Here is a 23,173-nt window from a genome sequence, read left to right as displayed (position 1 = left end):
GGACCTACTGGCCAAAATAGCGCGCCCGCGTATTCGGGTCGGCGCGCTGCTGGTCGGCGGTGTCGTTGCGTTCCGGCGTCGGGGCATGCAGGCGTCGATAGGCTCGAGAGGGTGAGCCGTTCCGTCGAGCACGTGTCCGCCCCTGCGCGTCGCAGTGCAGAGCCCGATCGGATCTCCGTGCGTGGGGCGCGGGTGAACAACCTGGCCGACCTCGACGTCGATATTCCGCTGCGCGCGCTGGTGGGAATCGCGGGGGTGTCCGGATCGGGCAAGTCGTCGCTGGCTCTCGGGGTGCTGTACGCGGAGGGGTCGCGGCGCTACATCGAGGCGCTGTCCACCTACACCCGACGCCGCATGGCGCAGGCGGCGCGCGCGAACGTCGACTCCGTCGAGCACGTACCGGCAGCGCTCGCGCTGCGACAGCGACCCGCGCCACCGGGCGTGCGCTCGACGTTCGGTACGTCGAGCGAGTTGCTCAACGTGCTGCGGCTGATGTTCTCGCGCCTGGCGTCGCACAGATGTCCCAACGGCCACTACGTGCCCCCGACGATCGACGTCGCAGCCGAACGGCCGTTCTTTTGCCCGGTCTGCGGCGCGCAGGTCGACGCGCCCGGCGCCGAAGATCTCGCCTTCAACTCGCGTGGCGCGTGCCCGACGTGCGGGGGGACCGGCGTCGTACGGACCGTCGACGACGACGCGCTCGTCCCCGACCCCGACAAGACCCTCGACGAGGGCGCGGTGGTGCCGTGGAACATGTTCGGGTTCAACGTGCAGCCTGCCATCGCCCGCGAGTTCGGCGTGCGCACCGACGTGCCCTGGCGTGACCTCACCGACGACGAACGCGAGATCGTGCTCGACGGACCGGAGGAGAAGAAGCACATCACCGTCACGTCGAAGAAGGGCGTGCACGATCTCGACTTCACCTTCCGCAATGCCCGGCTCACGGTCACCGAGGAGCTCAAGCGTGCCGACAACGAGAAGCGGCTGGCTCGGGTGAGCCGTTTCCTCACTGTCGGAACGTGTCCCGCATGTGACGGCACACGACTGAGCGACGCTGCGCGGGCACCAAGGATCGGCGACGACAATCTGGCGGATATCACCGCGCTCTCGCTCGACGATGTACTCGCCTGGGCGCCAGGGGTTCCGGCAACACTGCCGCCCGAGATGCGGGAAATGGCACAGGGACTCGTCGACACGCTGTTCGGTATGGCGCGGCGACTCGTCGAGTTGGGACTCGGCTATCTCACCCTCGACCGCGCGGGCGCCACGCTGTCGACGGGCGAGCGGCAACGGGTACAACTCGCGCGGGCCGTGCGCAATCGGACCACCGGTGTGCTCTACGTGCTCGACGAGCCGTCGATCGGTCTGCATCCCGCGAACATCGAGGGTCTGCTCGGTGTGATGAACGACCTTCTCGCCGATGGTAATTCGGTGGTCTTCGTCGACCACGACGTGCAGATTCTGCGTCAGGCGGAATGGCTCGTCGAGATCGGACCCGGATCGGGAAGTGACGGCGGCAGGGTCATCGCACAGGGGACGGTGCCAGCGGTTTCCGACGACCCGGATTCGCGCCTGGCCGGATTTCTCACCGGCGCAGAGGAAGTGGTGGTTCGTGCGCAGAGTCCGCGCGACGAGGTGTTCGCGCTCGGGACATTCCATCTCGAGACGTCGGCGATCCACACCGTCGAACCGCTGACCGTCGACATCCCGCGTGGTCGGCTCGTTGCCGTCACCGGGGTGTCGGGTTCGGGCAAGACCACGATGGTGCTCGAGTCGTTCGTGCCCGCGCTGGCGGCGTTGTCGACAGAGCCTGCAGGGCGGCTCCCGCGCCACGTCGTCGAACTCGGTGTGCCGGAGCTGCCCTCGGGCAAGAGATTTCATCCCCAGGTGGTCGACGCGACGCCGATCGGAATCAACGTACGGTCAACTGTCGCAACCTATTCCGGTGTGATGGATGATCTGCGTCGGGCCTACGCCGACACCGATACCGCACGTGCTGCGGGGTTGACCGCTTCGGACTTCTCCTACAACACCGGATCGCTCTCGTGCCCGAGATGTGAAGGCACCGGCGAGGTCTCACTCGACGTACAGTTCCTGCCCGACATCGACATCGTGTGCCCCGAGTGCAAGGGGAGCCGGTTCGCGCCGCGCGCGAGGGAGTTCACCCGCGACGGAGTGTCGCTTCCGGAGCTGCTCGGCTACACGATCCGCGACGCCGCCGACGCAGTATCGGGACTGGCGCGAGTGACCAAGCGGCTCAGGGCTCTTGACGAACTGGGACTCGGCTATCTGACGCTCGGCGAATCAACCCCGGCGCTGTCCGGCGGCGAAGCACAGCGTCTGAAACTGGTGAACCAGTTGCACCGCGACCAGTCCGACACGGTGTTCGTCCTCGACGAGCCGAGCGTCGGGCTGCATCCGCTAGACGTGCGCACGCTGCTGCAGGTGCTGACCCGACTGACCGGACGCGGCGCGACGGTCATCGTCATCGAGCATGACCTCGACGTGATCGCCAACGCCGACTACGTCATCGACATGGGGCCAGGGGGCGGCGAGGCGGGCGGTCGGATCGTCGCGGTCGGCACACCGGGCGAGGTGGCGAGTAGCTCCGCGTCGATCACCGGCCGCTACCTCGCCGAGCACCTGCGGGGCTGAGGGGTGGTCTCGACAAGCTCGACCAGCGGTGGGGCGCTCGGCCGGCGGTGGTCTCGACAAGCTCGACCAGCGGGTGACGCTCGGCCGGCGGTGGGTGGGCTCGGCCGGCGGTGGTCTCGACAAGCTCGACCAGCGGATAACAGCGGCGGGTGCGGCTACTCGCGCAGCGGGCACCGCGTGCGCGAGTAGATCGTCGGCATGCACAGGTTGCAGTGCGTGCACAGCGAGCGCACGGCGGGGTCGTCGGCGATCCGCAGCGGTAGGTCGGGCTCGCGCAGCAGGGCGCGGCCCATCGCGAGAAAGTCGAAGCCCTCGTCCAGCGCGGCGTCCATCGTCTCGCGGTCGGTGATACCGCCGAGCAAAATAATCGGCAGGTCGACGCTCTCACGCAGCCTGCGAGCGAGCGGCATCAGGTAGCCGGGGTGATAGTCGTAGTGGTTCAGGAAGAAGGGACCCGCGGCCTTCAGTCCCCACCGCATCGCGCCGTGGAAGGCGTCTGCGAAAGCCTCGCGCGGTGCGTCGCCGTGGAAGAGGTACATCGGGTTCAGCAGTGAGCTGCCTGCCGTCGGTTCGATCGCGTCGAGGTGGCCGTCCGATTCCAGAAGTCGCGCGACCTCGCATGCCTCGTCGACGTCGAATCCGCGCCACCTCCCGACGCCGCCCACACCGTCGTACATGTTCAGTTTCACCCAGACCGCGGCCGAGTCGCCGACCTCGTCACGCACCGACTCGACCACCTCGCGCGCGAGCCGCGCACGGTTGACCAGTGAGCCGCCGTATCCGTCGTGTCGATGGTTGAGCAGCGGCGAAAGGAAACAACTGATGAGATAGTTGTGGCCGCAATGGATTTCGAGTCCGTCGAATCCCGAGTCGACCGCGATGCGCGCCGCCCTCCGGAACGATGTGCGGAGTTCGGCGATGCGGTCAGCCGAGATCTTTCGTGTCACCGACATCCCCATCGGCGCCGGAATGCGCGACGGACCAAGCGCTTTCGCGCGATTCGACGCCGAGTTCGCGACCGGCCCCGCGTGGCCGAGCTGTGCAGCGGCAAGCGCGCCTTCGGCGTGGATGGCGTCGGTGAGTCGACGCAAGCCAGGTTGCGCCTCGGGACGCATCCAGATCTGATGTCGATCGGTCCGCCCCTCGGGGCTGACCGCGCAGTACGCAACCGTGCTCATGGCGACGCCGCCCGCAGCGACCTCGCGGTGGAACTCGACGAGATCGTCGGTGACAAGCGCGTCGGGCGTCGCGCCCTCGAACGTCGCACATTTGATGAGTCGGTTGCGCAGCGTCAGCGGGCCAAGGCGTGCCGGCTCGAAGGGGTCGGGGGTCGACGACGAGCCGTTCACGAGCTGACCGCGGCCGGGTTGGTGACGGTTGCCGGTGTACACGGCTGACCGAGCCCGGCCACGACGAACTCGGTCAGGGACGTTACGGCGTCGTCGGACAGCGGACGCTCGGCGGAGAAGCGCGACAGGATCAGCTCGAAGGCGAGTGCCCAGCGTCGTCGAGCCTGGTCGTGGCCGAGGGCACCGACCATCGCGACCAGCACGTCGGCCCACCGGTCGAGGTCGAACCACGCACCGTGCCAGGGCGCCTCCGGATTCGCGTGGACGAACCGCGCGAGCAGCTGCAGATGCAGGTGGCCGGCGGGATCGTGTTGAATCTCGACAAACGGCGAGATCACGATGTCGACCAGTGCTGCCACCGAGGCTCGCGAGGTGTCGATCGACATGAGCTGATCCGCCCAGAGCGGCGTGAGGCGCGCCTCGAGCAGTGCCGTCGCGAGCTGGTCCTTCGATCCGAAGTGGTAGTGCACGGCCGCCGGATTGGCTCCCGCGCCCGCGCAGATGGCGCGCACCGAGACGGCGTCGTAGCCGTCGGTGAGGAAAAGGCGCTCGGCTGTCCGCAGCAATTGCTCGCGGGTGGGTGACGTAGACACGCTCATTCAGCGATTCAATCAATGATTGAACGACGCGGTGGCCGATTTGCCGGAACGGTCGATTCGGGTCAGTAAGGGGGACGTTCTGCGCGCAGGCTCGCCCTAGTCGTAGGCTGACAGTCGTGGCTGATCACTTTGAAACAGTTGTCCTGGGAGCAGGTCCAGGTGGGTACGTGGCCGCGATCCGGTCCGCCCAGTTGGGCATGAACACCGCCATCATCGAAGAGAAGTATTGGGGCGGTGTCTGTCTGAACGTTGGATGTATTCCGTCCAAGGCATTGCTGCGCAATGCCGAACTCGCCCACATCTTCACCCATGAGTCGAAGACGTTCGGGATGTCCGGGGATGTGACCTTCGACTTCGGCTCGGCATTCGACCGCAGTCGCAGCGTCGCCGACGCGAGCGCCAAGGGTGTGCACTACCTGAACAAAAAGAACAAGATCACCGAGATCGAGGGGTACGGCACCTTCGTCGACGCCAAGACCATCAAGGTCGGCGACCGCGAGATCACCTTCGACAACGTCATCATCGACACCGGCTCAGTGGTCAAGCTCCTGCCCGGCGTCGAGCTTTCCGACAACGTGGTCACCTACGAGACCCAGATCCTCACCCGCGATCTGCCGGGCTCGATCGTCATCGTCGGAGCAGGCGCGATCGGCATGGAATTCGGCTACGTCCTCGCCAACTACGGCGTCGACGTGACGATCATCGAGTTCCTCGACCGCGTGCTCCCCAATGAGGACATCGACGTCTCCAAGGAGATCGCCAAGCAGTACAAGAAGCTCGGCGTGAAGGTCCTCACCTCCACCGGAGTGCAGACCGTCACCGACAACGGCAACGACGTCACCGTCACCTACAAGGACGCCAAGGGCAACGACGGCGAGGTCACCGTCGACCGCGTACTCATGTCCGTCGGCTTCGCCCCCCGCGTCGAGGGCTTCGGCCTCGAGAACACCGGCGTCGAACTCACCGAACGCGGCGCAATCGCGATCGACGACTTCATGCGTACCAACGTCGACGGCATCTACGCGATCGGCGACGTCACCGCGAAGCTCCAGCTCGCACACGTCGCCGAGGCCCAGGGCGTCGTCGCTGCGGAGACCATCGCGGGCGCCGAGACCATGACCCTCGGCGACTACCGGTTCATGCCGCGCGCGACGTTCTGCCAGCCGCAGGTCGCCTCGTTCGGACTCACCGAACAGCAGGCCAAGGACGAGGGTTTCAACGTCAAGGCCACCACCTTCCCGTTCAGTGCGAACGGCAAGGCACGCGGCATGGGCGAGACCGCAGGCTTCGTCAAGCTCCTCACCAACGCCGACACCGACGAGCTCCTCGGCGCACACCTCGTGGGCGACAACGTCTCCGAGATGCTGCCCGAACTCACGCTCGCGCAGAAGTGGGACCTGACCGCCAAGGAACTGGCCCGCAACGTCCACACCCACCCGACCATGAGCGAAGCAATGCAAGAAACGTTCCATGGCGCGATCGGGCACATGATCAACCTGTAGAAAATCTGCAGCACAACGGAATTCACGCGAGCCGGGACCGACGACGATGTCGGTCCCGGCTCGCGTCTCTTCAGCGACGAGACGTCACGGCACGATGATCAGCGGGCACTGGGCCGAATGCAGAACCCGTTGGCTCGTCGACCCCAGTAGAAGCCCGGTGAATCCGCCGCGACCCCGGCTGCCCACGACGACGACATCCGAGTCGGCCGACGCCTTGGTGAGTGCGGCAACCGGAGCGTCGTTGACGATTTGCGTGGTCACCCGCAAGCCGGGCAGGCGTCGTCTGATCGCTTCGACGGGCACGGCGAGCGTGCCTTCGATCTGGTGTTCTGCGGTGGTGAACGCCTTGTGGGAGTGATCGAAACCCGTTGCGTCCCATGCCGAGAGTACGAGCAGCTCCGCGGCTCGGTCGGTCGCCTCGTGCGCCGCCCAATCGAGTGCCTCGAGCGATTCGGGAGAACCGTCGACGCCGACGGTAACCCGACCGGTGGGTTCGACGTCGTTGCTGGTTTCGCGGATCACCGCGAGGGGGCACACCGAATGCGACGTCAGTGCTGACGCCGTGGACCCGATGAAAGCCGCTGTGAGACGGCCGGTTCCGGATGCGCCGACAGCGACCATCGACGACGTCCGCGAGCGCGAGAGCAGCGCGCCACGTGGCGAACCGGTGACGATGTGCGTGCGCGGTGCGAGGTCGGGGTCCTCATGGAAGGCGACGTCTGTCGCCGCGTTGAGGGCGGCCTTGGCGCCAAGACGCGCGGCGTCGAAGAATGCCTCGGGCACCGCGAACTCGATCAGCGGGGGCGATGCAGGCTCGATCGCGAACACGATGTCGAGGGTGGTCTGATGAATAGATGCTGTGTGCGCTGCCCAGCGCGCCGCTGCCAATGCGCTCGACGATCCGTCGATGCCTACGGTGATGGGTTCCGAGTACCTCATACTTCGAGTGTGCGCTGGTCAGCGATGCCGATCGTGAGGCTTACGTCCCATCCGGATCGGGTCGCACGCCCCCGATGACGGGCAGTGCGCCCGCGCAGCGATGTCGGACCCGACGACTACAGTCGAGGTGGCGCAGGCGAGGAGAAACCGATGAGCAGGGGCGAGGCCACACGTTCGTGGACGCCGCAGCAGCCGGTCGACATCCGCGCCACGCTCGGACTCCACCGACGAGGTAGTGGCGACCCGGCTTTCCGGTACGGCGCCGACGGTTCCATCTGGCGCGCGGTGCACACTCCCGACGGCCCGGGCACGCTGGCGATCGCCTCCGACGGTTCGACGATCCGCGGGCGCGCCTGGGGACCTGGCGCCGCATGGCTACTGGAACAGATGCCGGACATGCTCGGCGCCTCAGATGACCCGGCCGCCCTGGTGCCGCGAGACGATGCCGTCGCTCGATTGGTCGCGGCGTCGACAGGTTTGCGCATCGGTACTACCGGCCGCGTGTGGGAGGCGCTTGCCGCGGCGATCCTCGAGCAGAAAGTCGTCGGGACCGAGGCGTGGCGGGCGTGGCGGCACATACTTCGACGCTTCGGCGAACCAGCCCCGGGTCCCGTCCCGCGCGACATGCGCGTGCCACCCCCGCAAGCCGACTGGACCCGGATTCCGGTGTGGGAGTGGCATCGCAGTGGCGCAGAACCAGTGCGCATGCGCACCATCAGAGGTGCTACCGCCCTTGACGTCGAACGTCACCACGACAAGTTGGACGTGCTCCGCGGAGTCGGCCCGTGGACGGTTGCGGAAACCCGTGCGCGAGCCGTCGGAGACGCCGATGCCGTGCCGGTCGGCGACTACCACATCCCCGCTCTCATCGGCCATACGCTGATCGGCGAGAAGGTCGACGACGCCGGGATGTTGGAACTGCTGGAACCCTATGCGGGCCAACGGTATCGGGTCGTTCGCATGGCCGAGCTCTACGGCACGTATGCGCCGCGCCGAGGGAACCGGATGTCGGTCCGCGACTATCGGGAGCTGTGATCGGTTGTCAGGCAGTGAGTTTGGTTTCAGCCAATGGGTTCGGGTGTCAGCCAATGGGTTCGGGCATGCGCGCAACGCGGTACCCGCACTCGATCGTCGCGCCTGTGGCCTCGTCGGTCATCGCGACCCGCCACGAATCGGCGAACTGGTCTATCCCCTCAACCATCGGAATGGTTCCCGAGATCACAATCGTGCCCTCGCGCAGCAACTTTCGTTCCGCCAGGACGTCGAGCCAGTAGTCCGGCGACAGCAAGTCGCCGAGGGTGCCGGACTGGATCAGGGTGTCTGCGGTGTCGCTTCCGTGCCCGACCCATGCCGACAAGGTGATGTCATCGATGTGGTCTGCGACGTCGGACAGGCGCCACGCCGCTGTGCCGAGCACGTCTGGTGACGCGTTCTTGCTCCACGCGACTCCGTGAACTTCGAGTTCTCGGTCGGTGTGATCGCATGCGACGGTGAGCAAGACGTCGTCACGGGTGTCGCCGGTGACGATCAGGGCCCACTCCGCTTCGCCGGAGGTGCGACCGTGCTGCACTACGACCTCGTCGGTCTGCTGCGCGAGGTACGGCGAGATCGGATACAGCGACGGAGTCACTGCGGGCGCAGGTACTCCGAGCTCGGCGAGTTCTGCGATGTGGCTGGCAACGGCGGCCTGGTCGCGGCCCGCGTAGCCGGCGTTGCACACGACCTGCGGTTCTACGGCGACCGACGATCCATCGGGGAGCGTAAATGTGAGCATGTGGGTCGGAGTCCTTTCGTAAACAGCCTGTTTCGATAGCGCCGAAACACTTGCGCATACGTCTTGTATACAGCAAGTATGGGAGACACGTCACACGACGACAGTCCGCGACAACGAATGGAAACTACCGATGACCGATGCTGTCACCGATAAGAAGTCGCTGGTCAAGGCGTTTGCCGCCAGTCTGACCGGCACCGCGCTCGAGTGGTACGACTTCGCTGTCTACTCCGCGGCGGCCGCGCTGGTGTTCCCGAAAGTCTTCTTTCCCGATAGCGATCCGCTGACCGGCACCCTGCTCGCGTTCTCGACGTACGCGGTTGGCTACGTGGCCAGGCCCGTCGGCGGTTTCGTCTTCGGCAGACTCGGCGACGTGATCGGGCGTAAGCGCCTGCTCGTGATCACGCTGCTGCTGATCGGTGCGACCACGTTCGTGATCGGATTGATCCCCTCTTACGCGGCGATCGGGGTCGTCGCCCCGATCATCCTGGTCGTCATGCGGTTCGCGCAGGGAGTCGCGGTGGGCGGCGAATGGGGTGGTGCGGTGCTGCTCTCCAGCGAGTACGGCCCGCCGGAGAAGCGAGGCTTCTGGTCTTCGGCAGCACAGATAGGTCCGCCCGCGGGAAATCTCCTCGCCAACGGTGCACTCGCGCTATTGACCCTCACCCTCACCGAGTCCCAGTTCGAGTCGTGGGGCTGGCGAATCGCGTTTCTGCTCTCGGCGGTACTTGTCGCTTTCGGACTCTGGATTCGACTGCGTCTGGAAGACACACCGGTCTTCAAAGCGCTCCAGGACAGCGATGATCGCTCCGATGCCCCGGTGAGTGAAGTCTTCCGTACTCAGACCAAACCGCTTGTGTCGGCGATACTCTCGCGCATTGCGCCGGATGTGATGTACGCGTTGTTCACCGTCTTCTCCATCACCTATGGGGTCAACAAGCTGGGATTCGACCGTGGAGATGTGCTCATCGCGATTCTCATCGGATCGGCATTCCAGCTCGGCCTCATTCCGTTGGCAGGGGCGGCGTCCGATCGGGTGAACCGCCGATTGCTGTACGCCATCGCGGCCGTTGGCGGCGTCGCATGGAGTGTTCTCTTCTTTGTGCTCGTCCGCGGGGACTCGCTGCCGTTGCTCATCCTCGGCGTGACGGTCGGACTGGTGTTCCACTCGTTCATGTACGGACCGCAGGCTGCGTTCGTGACCGAGCAGTTTCCGGTTCGGTTGCGGTCGACGGGAAGCTCGTTGGCGTACACGATCGCCGGAGTGTTCGGCGGCGCGCTGGCGCCCCTGATCTTCACGTTCTTGCTCGACAAGACCGATAACTGGGTGCCGATCGTCGGGTACATCGGTCTCGTCGGTGTGCTGACTCTCATCGGACTGGCGATCGGGCGAGACCCGGACCGCGCCGAAGCCGAGGATGCGTCTCTGCGGAGAATCAACCCCGCAGCAGTGCCTGCAGAGTGATCTCCAGATGCGCGTCTATGGCATTTCCGACGGCCGATTCGTCTCCGGATTCAAGCGCGTCGACGATCGCGCCGTGTTCTCGGCAGACCGACTGTTGCCGATCCGGCGTCGTGGACAACGCCGTCAGGCCGGCACGGAGCTGACGCGACCGCAGCCCGGCGTAGGTCGTCGACAGCAGCTCGCTTCCGGCTGCGTCGATGAGTGCCATGTGGAACGAACCGTCGAGGTCGATGAATTGCTTCGCAGCTTCATCGCTCGGCGCGTCGGCAAGCTGATGCTGGTCAGCCAGGATGGCGCGCATCTGGGCTACGGGCGCCGACTTCGCGCGCAGTGCGATCGACGCCGCGTGGCGCTCCAGCACGCCACGCAGATCCATCAATTCGCGCAACTGGCGGCCGGACATCGGCGGGACGTGCGCGCCACGTTTCGGCACCAGCTCGACGAGGCCCTGGGCCTGCAGCATCAGCAATGCCTCACGGACCGGCGTGCGGGAGACCCCGATCTGCGTCGCCAGGTCTTGTTCGTTGAGAAATGCACCAGCGGCCGCGGGCGACGTGAGTACGACGTCGCGCACGTACTCGTATGCCTTGTCCCGGCCGGACGGACTTTGCATACCTTATGTATACCCCATCTATAACCCGTGGTCGCGGACCTATCCAGGAGGATTCAATGAGAACAACATCAAACCCGCAACTGCGCATCGGACTCGCACAGGTCAACAGTGGCACCGACCCGGCCGCGAATTTGAGGATCATAAAACGTCACGTCAGCGATGCCGCAGCACGCGGAGTTGATGTCGTCGTCTTTCCGGAGGCCATGATGTGCCGATTCGGGGTCCCCCTTGGCGAGATTGCAGAGCCGATCTCCGGGGACTGGGCGCGTGCTGTCGACGAGATCGCGTCGGAGGCGGGGGTAACGGTCGTCGCAGGCATGTTCACGCCGGGCGACGGGCCGCGAGTGCGCAACACCCTGTTGATCACGGGACCCGAAAACCGCACCCACTACGACAAGATTCATCTCTACGATGCGTTCGGATACTCGGAATCCGACTCCGTGTCGGCGGGTGATCACCTGGTCACCGCGGAGGTGAAAGGCGTGACCATCGGATTCGCGACCTGCTACGACATTCGGTTCCCGGCGATGTTCCAAGAGCTTGCGGCCGCGGGGGCAGACCTCGTGGTCGTCTCGGCGTCCTGGGGTGCGGGCGAGGGCAAGGTCGATCAATGGACGCTCCTGGCACGGGCACGGGCGCTGGACTCTACGACGTTCGTCGCGGCATGCGGACAGGCCGACCCGGCGGCAAGCGGCGAAATCATCACCGGCACTGCGCCTTCAGGTGTCGGACACAGCGTGGTCTGTGACCCTTCCGGGGCGGTGATCGGTCAGCTCGGCAGCGGCCCCGACCTGTTGGTTGCCGATATCGATACGGCGGCAGTCCGACGCGTGCGCGAGGCGCTGCCCGTCCTCCGCAACCGCCGACGCATTGATGCCTCGATGATCGGCAGTGCTGTGCCGAGCTGAACCAACGGTTCTTTCGGTCGTGGTGAGTGAAAATGTTTGCGGCGCAGCTGAGCTGGGCCGATGCGACCGGCCTCCGTGTCCGGCAGTGGCGGTGATTGGTGTGATCGCTACACCGGCGCCGACAATTCTTCCCAACATCGACGCCCACGGGGGTGGTCTGGGAAGGAAGAACTGTGTCGAGGAAACGTTGGGGCGCACTGGCCGTCGGACTCATAGCTGCGCTGTCGCTGTCGGTGAGCGCGTGCTCGTCCGACGATTCAGGAAGCGGTACGCAATCGGCCTCGGCGCAACGCATCACGCTCACCGTCGGCGATCAGGTCAAGCAGACGCAGTCGCTCCTGGAGGCGTCTGGTGAGCTGAAAGACCTGCCCTACGACATCGACTGGGCCTCGTTCGAGTCGGGTCCGCCACTGCTCGAAGCCGCGGCTGCAGGCAAGGTCGACATCGGTGGAACCGGCGATGTGCCACCGGTTTTCGCGCAGGCCAGCGGCGCTCCCCTGAAGATCGTCGCCGTCCAGGCACGCGAGAAGCCCGGAGACTTCCTGCTGGTTCCGAGCGGTTCGTCGGTGAAGTCGATCGCCGACCTCAAGGGCAAGAAGGTCGCATTCACCAAGGGATCGAGCTCCAACGGACTCGTGCTCGCGCTCCTCGACAAGGCGGGCCTCAAGCCCAGTGACATCCAGCAGACCTACTTGACGCCCACCGAGGGTCTTTCGGCATTCACCAACGGCCAGGTCGACGCCTGGGCGGTCTGGAATCCGTTTGCTCAAGTGGCGATCTCGCAGCACGGCGCACAGGCCGTCTCCGACGGTGCGGGTTTGGTCACCCAGCAGGCCTACTACCTCGCCTCGTCGGCATCGCTCGGCGACTCGGCGAAGCAGAAGGCCATCAGCGATCTCATCGGCCGTCTCGCGCGAGCCAACAAGTGGTCCGTGACCCATGAGGACCAGTGGATCCCCATCTACAGCAAGCTCACCAAGCTTCCCGAACCCGTTGCGCGAGCGACGTTCTCGACGTCGTCCGGTTCTCTGGTCCCGATCGGTGACGCGCAGATCGCCAAGCATCAGCGACTCCTCGACCTGTTCGCCGACGCCAAGGTGATCCCGAACAAGCCCACGGCCGCCGACTACTTCGACAACCAGTTCAACGGCGCGCTCTCGGGCACGAACTGATGACGGGGGCAGTCGCGGGCTCGGCCACAGCGGTCCGGGGTGACACCGAAGCAGACAGTCGGCGTGCGTCGGGCGGACGACGTCATCGCCTGTCGGTCGGCCCGTGGCTGCGCCTCGTCTCGCCGCTGGTCCTGCTGATCGCCTGGCAGGTGCTGTCGACCAACGGAGTCATTCCGGCCAGCAAGCTGTCTCCGCCGACACAGGTGTGGGCGGCAGCACGTGAGCTGTGGGGGACAGGAGAACTGCAAGCGGCGCTAGGGGTTTCGCTGCAGCGTGTCGGCATCGGCCTGACGCTCGGTGTGGTGCTTGCGGTCGCGCTCGGTCTGCTCGTCGGCTTCTTCCGGATCGCAGATCTGGCCATCGACCCACCACTACAGATGCTCCGCACCGTGCCGTTCCTCGGGTTGATTCCGTTGTTCGTCGTGTGGTTCGGTATCGGCGAAGAGCCCAAGGTCTACATGGTGGCGCTCGGCGTGCTGTTCCCGCTGTACCTCAACCTGGTGTCGGGTATCCACGGAGTCGATGCGAAACTGATCGAAGCGGGACGCTCGGTGGGACTCGGCCGAATCGGATTGGCTCGCACCGTGATTCTTCCCGGGGCGATGCCCAGTGCCCTCACCGGGTTTCGACTGTCGCTCGGTGTGGCATGGCTGTCGCTGATCGTCGCGGAGCAGATCAATGCCGACGCCGGACTCGGCTACCTCGTCATGAATGCGCGCACCTACTTCCGCAACGACATCATCGTGCTCGGTTTGGTGATCTACGCATTGCTGGGCTTGTTCAGCGATTCGATTGTCCGCGGCCTCGAGGCCTGGCTGCTCCGATGGAGGGTGAGTCGATGAGTGGGAAGACAGTTGTTCGTGCACAGGGGATTACACGTTCCTTCGGCAACGTCGAGGTGTTGCACGGCATCGATCTGACACTGCACAGCGGCGAGATCGTGGCACTCGTCGGAAGATCGGGATCGGGAAAGTCGACGCTGCTGCGGATCATCGCCGGGCTCGACGACCAGCACGGCGGCCGACTCGAGGTCGACGGATCGCGCGCGGTGGCATTTCAGGAACCGAGGCTGCTGCCGTGGCGGAGCGTCCGAAAGAACGTGTCGCTCAACCTCTCCGGCGGCAATGCCGCAGCGCGGGCCGTGACGGCGCTCGACGAGGTCGGGCTAACGCATCGCGTCGACGCCTGGCCGCTGACGCTCTCCGGTGGAGAAGCCCAGCGCGCGTCACTCGCTCGCGCGCTGGTGCGCAATCCAGAAGTACTACTGCTCGACGAACCGTTCGGCGCACTCGATGCGCTCACCCGGATCGAAGCGCACTCGTTACTCACGAGACTGTGGAGCACACACGGTTTCGCCGCGCTACTCGTCACTCACGACGTCGAGGAGGCCGTCGTACTGGCCGACCGTGTGCTCGTCCTCGAGGACGGCGCCATCGCCAACGACGTCGCGGTCGACGTCGAGCGTCCCCGCCATCGAGACGATCAGCGCGTCGTCGAACTGCGTGAACGAGTGCTCGGCCACCTCGGCGTCGGAAGCCGAGACACTACCGCGACATCTGTTGAGGAGCCTGCCCGATGAGTTCGTCATTTCACTGGTTTCTGCCGACGTCGGGCGACGGTCGTGAGGTGTTCGGTGCGCTGCAGTCGTCGGGCGTCCTCGGCACCGCGTCGGCACACCGCGCACCCGACCTCGAGTACCTGACCCTCGTCGCCAAGACCGCCGAGAAGCTGGGATTCGAGTCGGTGCTGACTCCGACCGGAACCTGGTGCCTTGATGCGTGGGTGACGACCGCGGCCCTCATCCAGGAGACGAGCAGGCTGAAGTTCCTCGTCGCGTTTCGGCCGGGATTGATCACGCCAACGCTGGCTGCCCAGCAGGCCGCGACGTTTGCCGAACTGTCCGGTGGGCGACTGGCATTGAACATCGTGACCGGCGGTGATCGCGAAGAGCAGGAGCGCTTCGGTGATCACCTCGGCAAGGAGGAACGGTACGCCCGTACCGCGGAGTTCTTGCAGATCGTGCGCGGGGCGTGGTCGGGGACACCGTACGACTTCGTCGGCGAGTACCTCGACGTCACCGGCGCCACTGTGGCACGGCCTCCGTCACCAGCGCCCGCCGTATTCTTCGGTGGCGCAAGCGAAGCCGCACGGGAGGTTGCCGCTGCACACGTCGACACGTATCTCACGTGGACCGAACCGCCCGAGAAGGTGGCCGCACTGATCGACGACGTGCGTGCCCGGGCGGCGAGGCACGGCAGGACGCTCTCCTTCGGCATCCGTGCGCACGTGATCACCCGCGACACGCGCGAAGAGGCATGGGCAGAAGCCCGCAAGCTGGTCGACCGTATGGACCGGAACGTGATTGCCCTTGCGCGAGAACGGCTTCTGCAGTCCGAGTCCGAGGGGCAGCGTCGACAACTCGCGTTGAACGCCGACCTCGCGAATCTCGAGGTGTACCCGGGCTTGTGGGCAGGCTACGGACTGGTGCGTCCCGGTGCCGGCACCGCTTTTGTGGGCAGCCACGCCGAGGTGGCCGATCTCATCGGTCAGTATCGCGCGCTCGGCGTCGACCACTTCATCCTGTCCGGTCAGCCGCACATCGAGGAGGCGTACTGGTTCGCGGAGGGCGTGGCGCCGCTGGTGCGTGCTGCCGAAGCCCGCGCGCCCCAGGTGATCTGAGGTTCGCGGCGTCTGGATGTGTGTCGTATCGAAGGATGTGGGTGCTGCAGCGCACACATCCTTCGATCCAACACACATCTAGGGACAGTCCTCTTCGGCGGGCAGCCGGGCGAGTACGAATTGCCCCTGCCCGGTGATGGTTTGCTCGACGTCGACCGCGCCGGCCGCCCGCAGGCGATCAACGATCTCGGTGCGGCCGAAGATCCGATACCCGGTGAGTGCGGTGACGGTTCGGACTCCCGGCAGTCCGGTCAGGTTGGTGACGACCGAAGTGAACACCGCGACCTCGCCACCTGGTTTGGCGACCCGGACCAACTCGTCGATCACCGGTAGTGGGTCGGGGATCAGATACAGCGCGGCCAGGCAGACGACGGAGTCGAAGGTGTTGTCGCCGAACGGAATCGAATGCGCGTCTGCGCGGATGTAGGCGACCCGTTCGCCACTGTTCGTGGCCACGGCCTTGGCCAGCATCGCTGGCGAGAAGTCGATACCGACGCATCGGCCGTCGCCGGTCAATCCCGTCGACAGCCTGCGCGTGTAATTGCCCGGGCCGCACGCGACGTCGAGGATGCTTCGCTCACCGGGCCGCGCCAGATGCGCAACCAGTTCGCGGTCGGCGACCTCGGTCGACGACCCGCCGAAACTGAACAGTCGGGTGAACGCCGGTCGCCACAGTCGCTCGTAGACCTCGCTGAACAGTCGGTTGTTCATGGCCCGCTGGGCCAGCGAGGTCATGGGTGAACCTCAGACGCGTTCGTCGCGCGCGACGCGCAGGGTGTGCAGCGTGGTGGCCAGCGAGTCGTACTGCATGGCGAGCAGGACGAAGGCGATGGCACGGCGTTCGTCGAGGTGGCGACGCAGCGACGTCCAGGTGGTGTCGCTGATGTCCTTGTCGGCGATCAATTCGTCGACGGCCTGCAGCATCCACTTCTCCCGATCACCCCAGCCCGCGTCGGGGCCGGAGATGATCTGGGCGAACTCGGCGTCGTCGATACCTGCGCGTTTGCCCAGGCGGCGATGGTGGTCGAGTTCGTAGTCGCTGCCACGCAGATGCGCGACCCGGATGATGACCATCTCCGACTCGCGGCGCGACAGTGAGCCGAAGGGCATCAGCCTGCTCGAGAAGTAGAGCCACGCGCGGAAGAGCCCGCGCGTGCGTCCCAGGGTGGAGAAGACGTGAGCGTCGCGGACGCCGATGACGCGCGCCGCGCCTCTCGCGAACACCCAGTTGATGAGTCCGAGGTCGCTCAACGTTCCCGGAGCAACACGCGGGCCGGTTGCCACGTCACCTTCGCTGGTCGTCATGAACGCAACGGTAGACTACAGAATTCATGACGGACATCACACCACGGACGTTCAACAGCATCTCAGAGCTGACCGCAGCGATCGGCGAGGACCTCGGCTACGGGGACTGGTTGGAGGTCACCCAGGACCGCATCGATGCCTTTGCCGATGCGACCGGCGATCACCAGTGGATTCACGTCGACCCCGAGCGCGCGAAGGACGGACCCTTCGGTGCGACGATCGCACACGGCTACCTGACTCTGTCGCTGCTCCCGCTACTGGCGGGCGACATCTTCACCGTGAACGGACCCAAGCTGGTGATCAATTACGGACTCAACAAGGTCCGCTTTCCCAGCCCGGTCAAGGTCGGGTCGCGAATCAGGGCCAACGCCGAGATCGTGTCGATCGACGACAGTCCGGCCGGGGTGACCATGGTGGTGCGCAGTACGGTGCAGATCGACGGTGTGGAGAAACCCGCATGCGTCGCCGAGAACGTGCGCGTGCTCGTCTACTGAAATCACCGATGGGGGCAGCCGCTACGTGCAGGTGAGCCGCGTAATCGAGCGTCGAGCCAACTCATCGCGTCAGGAAAGCCGATCACGGCGGCGGTGACGTGTTCGCCGACGACGTCACGGTATTGAGCGTTCGCGTCGAGTCGGCACTGTTCGAGGAACAGGTTGCGCGCTCCGGCGGCCGGTATCCACCACTCCTGGGCGCCGTTGTAGATGTAGAGCGGAACCGCCGATCGGGTGTCGGACATCTTTGTCACGCGATAGATGTGTTCTGCGATGGGCGAATGGAACGGATCACCGACGTTCGCCATCAACTGCATCGGCATGAATGTGGCGCCCGCGAGCGCCTCGGGTATCACGCACACGTTCTTCAACGGCGACGACGCGATCCACTGAGCCGGGTTGTTGGCCATGGTGAGGATCTCGGGCCGCTCACGGGCGATACCGAACGTCGCGGCATGGAACAGTCCCGTCGCGAGGTTGGCGTTCATACTGCCGACGAGCATGCGGAAGTCGGCAGGCACACCGCCCAGTGCCGCCCCGACGACGCGCGGCGCGAGTTCAGGCGCGTACCCGGCCAGGAGTTTCGCCGCACCGGCGGTGGCGATCGAGCCGCCGGAGTATCCGCTCATCGCAATTGCGCTTTGCCCGAACATCTTCGGCGTCAGGTTCGACGCGGCGCGGATGGAGTCGAGCACGATATGACCTGCGACGACGGGCTCTGCATATGCCATCCGCGGCCCCTGGTGGTCGGGGATCAGCACGCCATAGCCGTGAGCAAGCGCGAGCTGCGTCGTCGGAGGCAGTAGGTCTGTCACACCACTTGCGATCGAAAAGCCATGGGCAAGCGTGTAACCCGGGTTGCACGCGGTCCCGAGTGAATCGATGGGGAGGTTGTTCACGACGATCGGTCGGGGGCCGCGCACCGGTGCGGACGCGGTGGGAGTTATCAGCGTCGCGGTACCGAAACTCGGCTTTCCGACGGCGTCGGTGCTGCGGAACTTGATGAGCGTCGCCGACGCAATCGGCACGGTGACCACCGGCGCGGCCGACGCGGTCACGTCGCGGGTCGCGATGACGGTGCCGGGCTGGAGGGAGCCGAGGTTCGACGGCCACCGGTCGAACATGGGATCCCCGGTCGGGGTAGGCAACGTCGCCTCGCGCAATTCTTGTGTCCGCCAAGACAACCCGGGGGACTGTGCGCGCAACGGGATTGTCGACAGATGTGGAAAGGGTGGTGCGGGGACGACGTGGTCGATGGTATCGGGGACCTGTTGGGGGATACCCATCATGTTCGGCGGATCCGCTGCGGCGACGCTCGGGGCAATCGCGGCGACAACACACGCCAGCAGTAAGACGGCGGCGGAGTTTCGCCGCGATGGGTGTCGCCGTGACGAACGCATGGCGCCTTGCCTCCAGACCGGGAGAAGGGAAGCACCCCCGACGGCTGCTTCCCCTCTCCCGCGCCCACCATAGGGCTGCATCCTGATCGTTCGACCCACAAATGGCTACGCCGTATGACATGTGATTGATCTGTAACCCTCGGACCGGGGTCCGCTTGTGCGACAAGAAGAGTTGTCGAGAATGCGTCGACTGCGTCAAAGCGACTCGTCGACTACGTCATAGCGACTGCGTCGACTACGTCAGAGTGACATGTAGGGCGACACGCTGCTGCGATGCGAGTCGATGCGCAGGCTCGAGCCGAGCGGCGGGAATGCGCGCTGTGCACAGTGCTGGCGTTCGCACACGCGACATCCCGCGCCGATTGGGGTGATTCGCGCCTGCGGGCCGATTTCGAGGCCGTCCGAGTAGATCACTCGAGCGGCGTGGCGCAGTTCGCAGCCAAGTCCCAGCGCGAACGTCTTGCCCGGCTGGCCGTATCGCACCGCCCGCCTCTCCACTGTGCGTGCGACCCAGAAGTAGTCACGGCCGTCGGGCATTTCGGCGATCTGCGTGATGATCTTTCCCGGATAGGCGAACGTCTCGTAGACATTCCACAGCGGACACGTGCCGCCGCTCGAAGAGAAGTGAAATCCCGTGGCGGACTGTCGTTTCGACATGTTTCCCGCGCGGTCGACGCGAACGAACGACCACGGTACACCACGCAGATTTGGACGTTGCAGCGTCGAAAGTCGGTGGCAGATGGTCTCGTAGGAGACCGCGTAGAACGCCGACAGGCGTTCGATGTCGTAGCGAAAATCCTCTGCGGCACCGTGAAACTGCGTGTACGGCAACAGCACTGCGGCCGCGAAGTAGTTGGCCAGTCCGGTCTTCGCGAGCGCCTGCGCCTCGGTGTTGGTGAAATTCGCCTCGTCGACCAATTCGGTGAGGAGATCGTCGAATTCGACGAGCGCGAGTTCTGCGGCGAGTTTGAACGCCCGCTGGCCTGCCGACAGCGCGGCCGAGACCTCGAGACGTCGTGTCGTGGGGTCGAATCGGTGCAGGAGGTAGTCGCCGAGGTCGACGCGTGGCGCGATCGTCACGCCGTGCACGCGCTCGAGCCGGTCGGCGATCTCGCGACGGACGTCGCCCGAGTGCATCCGCATGCGGGCGTTGAGCTCTTCTGCCGCGACGTCGAGTGCGTGAATGTAGTTGCGGCGCTGGTAGAAATAGTCCCGCACCTCCTCATGGGGTGCGGTTATCGATCCGCGCATGGCGCGGTCGCTGCGTTCGTCGGTCGCCGCGGCGAGCTGGTCGATCGCAATCCGATACCGGCGATGCAGATTCACCATCGCCTGCGCCATGTCGGGGTGAGCCGAGACCATCGCCGCGATCTCCTGCGGGTCGGCGGTCGTCGGCGCGGCCTCGATATCGTCGTCGAGCAGCGCCTCGCGCAGTTCTGCGACGAGTCGGACGTCGTCTTGCGAGTCGAAGAACCCGCCGTCGACTCCGAAAGCCTCGGTGATCCGCGCCAGCACCGACGCGGTGAGCGGGCGGGCGTCGTGTTCGATCTGGTTGAGATACGACGCGGAGATGCGCAGCGTCTGCGCCAACGCCACCTGCGACAGCCCGCGTTCGGAGCGGAGTTGCCGCAAACGCGATCCGACATAGGCCCTGTTGTTCATAGGTCCCCGCTGTTCATAGGTCCCCGCCGTTCATAGGTCGCCATTTCGTCGGACCCGCTCAGGGTACGGTGACCCGATGCGTGGGCGGTGGGTTCGACGGTGGGTGGCAGCGGCGCTGCTCGCCTGCGGCGCTGCCACGCTCGCGGGCTGCGGTGACGATGACGCGGTCGTGACCGCCACGGCCGTCGCTCCCGCCGATCTGCTGCTTCGGCCCGCGCAGTTGCCTTCCGGCTTCGCGACGACGCAACTGACCGTCTCCGACCTCGTCGATTCCGATCGGGCCCAACTGGCCGCGGCACGCGCCGACGGTGTGGCGCCGCAGGAGTGCCGCCCAACCGCCGATACGAGCTTCACCGAGAAGGTCGGCGAGTCGAACTCAGCGGTGTTGGCGGCGAGCGCGGCCGACGTCGGGCTCGTGGAGCTGGTGTCCACCGTTCGACGCGACATCGACGACGACATCCGCACGAGGAGCGGGCAGTGCCGAACGACGCGAACCACCGTTGCGTCGGGAAGCCTCGCGGGTGCGACGGTCACCACCGAGTCGACGACGCTGCCCGACCCGCCGGAGGTCGCCAACGGTCCCGACGGGCTCAGCGTCGAACGCGCTTTTCTCTCGCGATCGGATGTGTCGACGGCACTGCCGGATTCGACGGTCCGCAAGCAGGTCGGATATGTCGGATATGCGCTCGTGAAGCGCGCCGGGGGAGCGGTCTTCACGGTCGCTCTCACGGTGAACGGCCCGGCCGGACGGGCGCAGAACCCGCCAGCCGACGCGGTGGAGCCGATGCCGTCGTCGGCCTTCGTTGATCTCTTCGGAACAGCCCTGAGCGCGGCCGCGCGGTGACGAGGAGTGGCGTCGGCGCCCGGGAGTACCTCGAACCACGGTGTGAAACACGCCACATGTGAGGTGTCGGGAGTCTTTCCGGCGAGCGTCGGCGCGGTGTGCCGCCGTGGGTGGGCTACCGCTGAGGCGTATCGAGAAAACGCAGTACGCGCGTACTTTTTAACGTCCTGCTGACGACTCTTCACATCTCTAGATTTGCAAAATTTGCAAATCTTCGCCACATGGTTGGCGCATTTTTGCAGTCAAAGGGGATTGGACCTGCGTGTTTCCGTTGTGGCACCCTTGAGTCAGGCGTTTCCGGGAAGTGCCGAAGAGTTCGCAAACTCCGACCCCACGCTGTGGTGGTCGTCACACGTGCGAGCTCGACGCGCGCCTGGAGGCCTGACACCACCCGGCCTGGATGCATTCCCTGGCAGCCTCGGCCGGGCCCATATAGGCCCCGGTCTCTGTGAGCCGGACAAGCATTCGTCCCGGGAGATCGGGACGAGCAGCACAACGAAAGCGAAGTGGCTAATGAGCAACGTCGGAAAGCCCCGCACCGCCGCGGAAATCCAGCAGGACTGGGACACCAACCCGCGGTGGAAGGGCATCACGCGCGAATACACTGCCGAGCAGGTTGCCGAGCTCCAGGGCACCGTCGTCGAGGAGCACACCCTCGCTCGTCGTGGCGCCGAGATCCTGTGGGAAGGCGTCAACAGCGACAACTACATCAACGCGCTCGGCGCGCTGACCGGTAACCAGGCCGTGCAGCAGGTGCGCGCGGGCCTCAAGGCCATCTACCTCTCGGGTTGGCAGGTCGCCGGTGACGCGAACCTCTCCGGCCACACCTACCCCGACCAGTCGCTCTACCCGGCCAACTCGGTGCCGGCCGTCGTGCAGCGCATCAACAACGCGATGCTGCGCGCCGACGAGATCGCCCGCGTCGAGGGTGACAACTCGGTCGACAACTGGGTCGTGCCGATCGTGGCCGACGGCGAAGCCGGCTTCGGTGGCGCCCTCAACGTCTACGAGCTCCAGAAGGCCATGATCAAGGCCGGCGCCGCCGGTACCCACTGGGAAGATCAGCTCGCCTCGGAGAAGAAGTGCGGCCACCTCGGTGGCAAGGTGCTCATCCCCACCCAGCAGCACATCCGCACCCTGACCTCGGCTCGCCTGGCTGCCGACGTTGCCAACACCCCGACCGTCGTCGTCGCTCGTACCGACGCCGAGGCCGCAACCCTCATCACCTCCGACGTCGACGAGCGCGACAAGCCGTTCGTGACCGGTGAGCGCACCACCGAGGGCTTCTACAACGTGAAGAAGGGCATCGAGCCCTGCATCGCGCGTGCCAAGGCCTACGCTCCCTACGCCGACCTCATCTGGATGGAGACCGGCAAGCCCGACCTGGAGCTGGCTCGCCAGTTCGCCGAGGCCGTCAAGAGCGAGTTCCCTGACCAGCTCCTGGCTTACAACTGCTCGCCTTCCTTCAACTGGAAGCAGCACCTGGACGACGCGACCATCGCGAAGTTCCAGAACGAGCTCGGCGCGATGGGCTTCAAGTTCCAGTTCATCACCCTGGCAGGCTTCCACGCCCTCAACTACTCGATGTTCGATCTCGCTTACGGCTACGCCCGCGAGCAGATGACCGCTTACGTCGACCTGCAGGAGCGCGAGTTCGCTGCTGAGGCTCGTGGCTACACCGCCACCAAGCACCAGCGCGAGGTCGGTGCGGGCTACTTCGACCGCATCGCCACCACGGTCGACCCCAACACCTCGACCGCAGCTCTGAAGGGCTCCACCGAGGAAGGCCAGTTCCACTAGGAACCAGCCCGCCTCT

At 65.5% G+C, this 23,173-nt stretch carries 21 protein-coding genes; 12 read left to right on the top strand and 9 right to left on the bottom strand.

Annotated features, from left to right (window positions below; genetic code table 11):
• Positions 1-111 precede the first annotated feature (111 nt).
• The gene (locus ACRVY7_RS04690) at positions 112-2,655 is read left to right on the top strand and encodes an excinuclease ABC subunit UvrA (RefSeq protein ID WP_431816157.1); all 2,544 of its coding nucleotides are present in this window, start codon (positions 112-114) and stop codon (positions 2,653-2,655) included.
• Positions 2,656-2,810: 155 nt separating this feature from the next.
• Here ACRVY7_RS04690 and ACRVY7_RS04685 read toward each other — a convergent pair whose 3' ends face one another.
• Together ACRVY7_RS04685 and ACRVY7_RS04680 are read right to left on the bottom strand one after the other, a co-directional pair.
• The gene (locus tag ACRVY7_RS04685) at positions 2,811-4,004 is read right to left on the bottom strand and encodes an oxidoreductase (RefSeq protein WP_431816156.1); all 1,194 of its coding nucleotides are present in this window, start codon (positions 4,002-4,004) and stop codon (positions 2,811-2,813) included.
• Positions 4,001-4,603, bottom strand: coding sequence for a TetR/AcrR family transcriptional regulator (locus ACRVY7_RS04680; RefSeq protein ID WP_431816155.1), 603 nt, complete (start codon positions 4,601-4,603; stop codon positions 4,001-4,003). Before ACRVY7_RS04680 ends, ACRVY7_RS04685 begins: the two co-directional genes overlap by 4 nt.
• A 116-nt stretch (positions 4,604-4,719) precedes the next feature.
• On the opposite strand from ACRVY7_RS04680, the gene lpdA reads away from it, so the two are divergent.
• Positions 4,720-6,105, top strand: a complete 1,386-nt coding sequence (gene lpdA, locus ACRVY7_RS04675; RefSeq protein WP_431816154.1) for a dihydrolipoyl dehydrogenase — start codon at positions 4,720-4,722, stop codon at positions 6,103-6,105.
• Positions 6,106-6,189: 84 nt separating this feature from the next.
• Here the strand turns inward: lpdA and ACRVY7_RS04670 are convergent, their stop codons facing one another.
• Positions 6,190-7,044, bottom strand: a complete 855-nt coding sequence (locus ACRVY7_RS04670) for a universal stress protein (protein ID WP_049697622.1) — start codon at positions 7,042-7,044, stop codon at positions 6,190-6,192.
• 150 nt (positions 7,045-7,194) lie between these two features.
• Between ACRVY7_RS04670 and ACRVY7_RS04665 the strand changes: the two genes are divergently transcribed.
• Complete coding sequence (locus ACRVY7_RS04665) at positions 7,195-8,079, top strand: DNA-3-methyladenine glycosylase family protein (RefSeq protein ID WP_431816153.1); 885 nt, start codon at positions 7,195-7,197, stop codon at positions 8,077-8,079.
• A gap of 46 nt (positions 8,080-8,125) precedes the next feature.
• Here ACRVY7_RS04665 and ACRVY7_RS04660 read toward each other — a convergent pair whose 3' ends face one another.
• Positions 8,126-8,818, bottom strand: a complete 693-nt coding sequence (locus tag ACRVY7_RS04660; protein ID WP_431816152.1) for a DUF2848 domain-containing protein — start codon at positions 8,816-8,818, stop codon at positions 8,126-8,128.
• Between the two features lie 130 nt (positions 8,819-8,948).
• On the opposite strand from ACRVY7_RS04660, the gene ACRVY7_RS04655 reads away from it, so the two are divergent.
• On the top strand, positions 8,949-10,280 hold the full coding sequence (locus ACRVY7_RS04655) for an MFS transporter (protein ID WP_431816151.1): 1,332 nt from the start codon (positions 8,949-8,951) through the stop codon (positions 10,278-10,280).
• Here the strand turns inward: ACRVY7_RS04655 and ACRVY7_RS04650 are convergent.
• Complete coding sequence (locus ACRVY7_RS04650; RefSeq protein ID WP_049697625.1) at positions 10,252-10,893, bottom strand: GntR family transcriptional regulator; 642 nt, start codon at positions 10,891-10,893, stop codon at positions 10,252-10,254. The genes ACRVY7_RS04655 and ACRVY7_RS04650 overlap by 29 nt on opposite strands.
• A gap of 56 nt (positions 10,894-10,949) precedes the next feature.
• On the opposite strand from ACRVY7_RS04650, the gene ACRVY7_RS04645 reads away from it, so the two are divergent.
• The 5 genes from ACRVY7_RS04645 to ACRVY7_RS04625 all read left to right on the top strand — a co-directional run bounded on the left by ACRVY7_RS04645 (position 10,950) and on the right by ACRVY7_RS04625 (position 15,652).
• Entirely contained in the window at positions 10,950-11,801 is an 852-nt protein-coding gene (locus ACRVY7_RS04645) for a carbon-nitrogen hydrolase family protein (RefSeq protein ID WP_431816150.1), read from the top strand.
• 173 nt (positions 11,802-11,974) lie between these two features.
• Positions 11,975-12,973, top strand: coding sequence for an ABC transporter substrate-binding protein (locus ACRVY7_RS04640; protein ID WP_431816149.1), 999 nt, complete (start codon positions 11,975-11,977; stop codon positions 12,971-12,973).
• Positions 12,973-13,815 carry an ABC transporter permease gene (locus ACRVY7_RS04635; RefSeq protein ID WP_049697628.1) on the top strand — a complete coding sequence of 281 codons (843 nt, stop codon included), beginning with the start codon at positions 12,973-12,975 and terminating at the stop codon, positions 13,813-13,815. Before ACRVY7_RS04640 ends, ACRVY7_RS04635 begins: the two co-directional genes overlap by 1 nt.
• Positions 13,812-14,552 carry an ABC transporter ATP-binding protein gene (locus ACRVY7_RS04630; protein WP_431816148.1) on the top strand — a complete coding sequence of 247 codons (741 nt, stop codon included), beginning with the start codon at positions 13,812-13,814 and terminating at the stop codon, positions 14,550-14,552. Before ACRVY7_RS04635 ends, ACRVY7_RS04630 begins: the two co-directional genes overlap by 4 nt.
• Positions 14,549-15,652 (top strand): LLM class flavin-dependent oxidoreductase, encoded by a 1,104-nt coding sequence (locus ACRVY7_RS04625; protein ID WP_431816147.1) that lies wholly within the window; start codon positions 14,549-14,551, stop codon positions 15,650-15,652. Before ACRVY7_RS04630 ends, ACRVY7_RS04625 begins: the two co-directional genes overlap by 4 nt.
• 78 nt (positions 15,653-15,730) lie before the next feature.
• Here ACRVY7_RS04625 and ACRVY7_RS04620 read toward each other — a convergent pair whose 3' ends face one another.
• Both ACRVY7_RS04620 and ACRVY7_RS04615 read right to left on the bottom strand, forming a co-directional pair.
• Positions 15,731-16,387 (bottom strand): class I SAM-dependent methyltransferase, encoded by a 657-nt coding sequence (locus tag ACRVY7_RS04620; protein ID WP_431816146.1) that lies wholly within the window; start codon positions 16,385-16,387, stop codon positions 15,731-15,733.
• Positions 16,388-16,396: 9 nt separating this feature from the next.
• Entirely contained in the window at positions 16,397-16,957 is a 561-nt protein-coding gene (locus ACRVY7_RS04615; RefSeq protein ID WP_049697632.1) for a carboxymuconolactone decarboxylase family protein, read from the bottom strand.
• A 26-nt stretch (positions 16,958-16,983) separates the two neighbouring features.
• On the opposite strand from ACRVY7_RS04615, the gene ACRVY7_RS04610 reads away from it, so the two are divergent.
• Positions 16,984-17,451 (top strand): MaoC family dehydratase, encoded by a 468-nt coding sequence (locus ACRVY7_RS04610; RefSeq protein WP_064868975.1) that lies wholly within the window; start codon positions 16,984-16,986, stop codon positions 17,449-17,451.
• A 2-nt stretch (positions 17,452-17,453) separates the two neighbouring features.
• Here ACRVY7_RS04610 and ACRVY7_RS04605 read toward each other — a convergent pair whose 3' ends face one another.
• Together ACRVY7_RS04605 and ramB are read right to left on the bottom strand one after the other, a co-directional pair.
• Positions 17,454-18,851, bottom strand: a complete 1,398-nt coding sequence (locus ACRVY7_RS04605) for a lipase family protein (protein WP_431816145.1) — start codon at positions 18,849-18,851, stop codon at positions 17,454-17,456.
• 240 nt (positions 18,852-19,091) lie between these two features.
• Positions 19,092-20,513 carry an acetate metabolism transcriptional regulator RamB gene (gene ramB, locus ACRVY7_RS04600; RefSeq protein ID WP_049697635.1) on the bottom strand — a complete coding sequence of 474 codons (1,422 nt, stop codon included), beginning with the start codon at positions 20,511-20,513 and terminating at the stop codon, positions 19,092-19,094.
• Positions 20,514-20,589: 76 nt separating this feature from the next.
• On the opposite strand from ramB, the gene ACRVY7_RS04595 reads away from it, so the two are divergent.
• Entirely contained in the window at positions 20,590-21,357 is a 768-nt protein-coding gene (locus tag ACRVY7_RS04595) for a hypothetical protein (RefSeq protein ID WP_431816144.1), read from the top strand.
• Between the two features lie 513 nt (positions 21,358-21,870).
• A complete protein-coding gene (gene aceA / locus ACRVY7_RS04590; RefSeq protein WP_005209419.1) occupies positions 21,871-23,157 on the top strand; it encodes an isocitrate lyase in 1,287 nt (428 codons plus the stop codon).
• Positions 23,158-23,173: the final 16 nt, after the last annotated feature.

The sequence above is a fragment of the Gordonia jacobaea genome, from assembly GCF_965344965.1.
Taxonomy (GTDB): Bacteria; Actinomycetota; Actinomycetes; order Mycobacteriales; family Mycobacteriaceae; genus Gordonia; species Gordonia jacobaea.
Note: the sequence above shows the minus strand (reverse complement) of the source record. Positions and strands in the feature narration are given on the sequence as shown.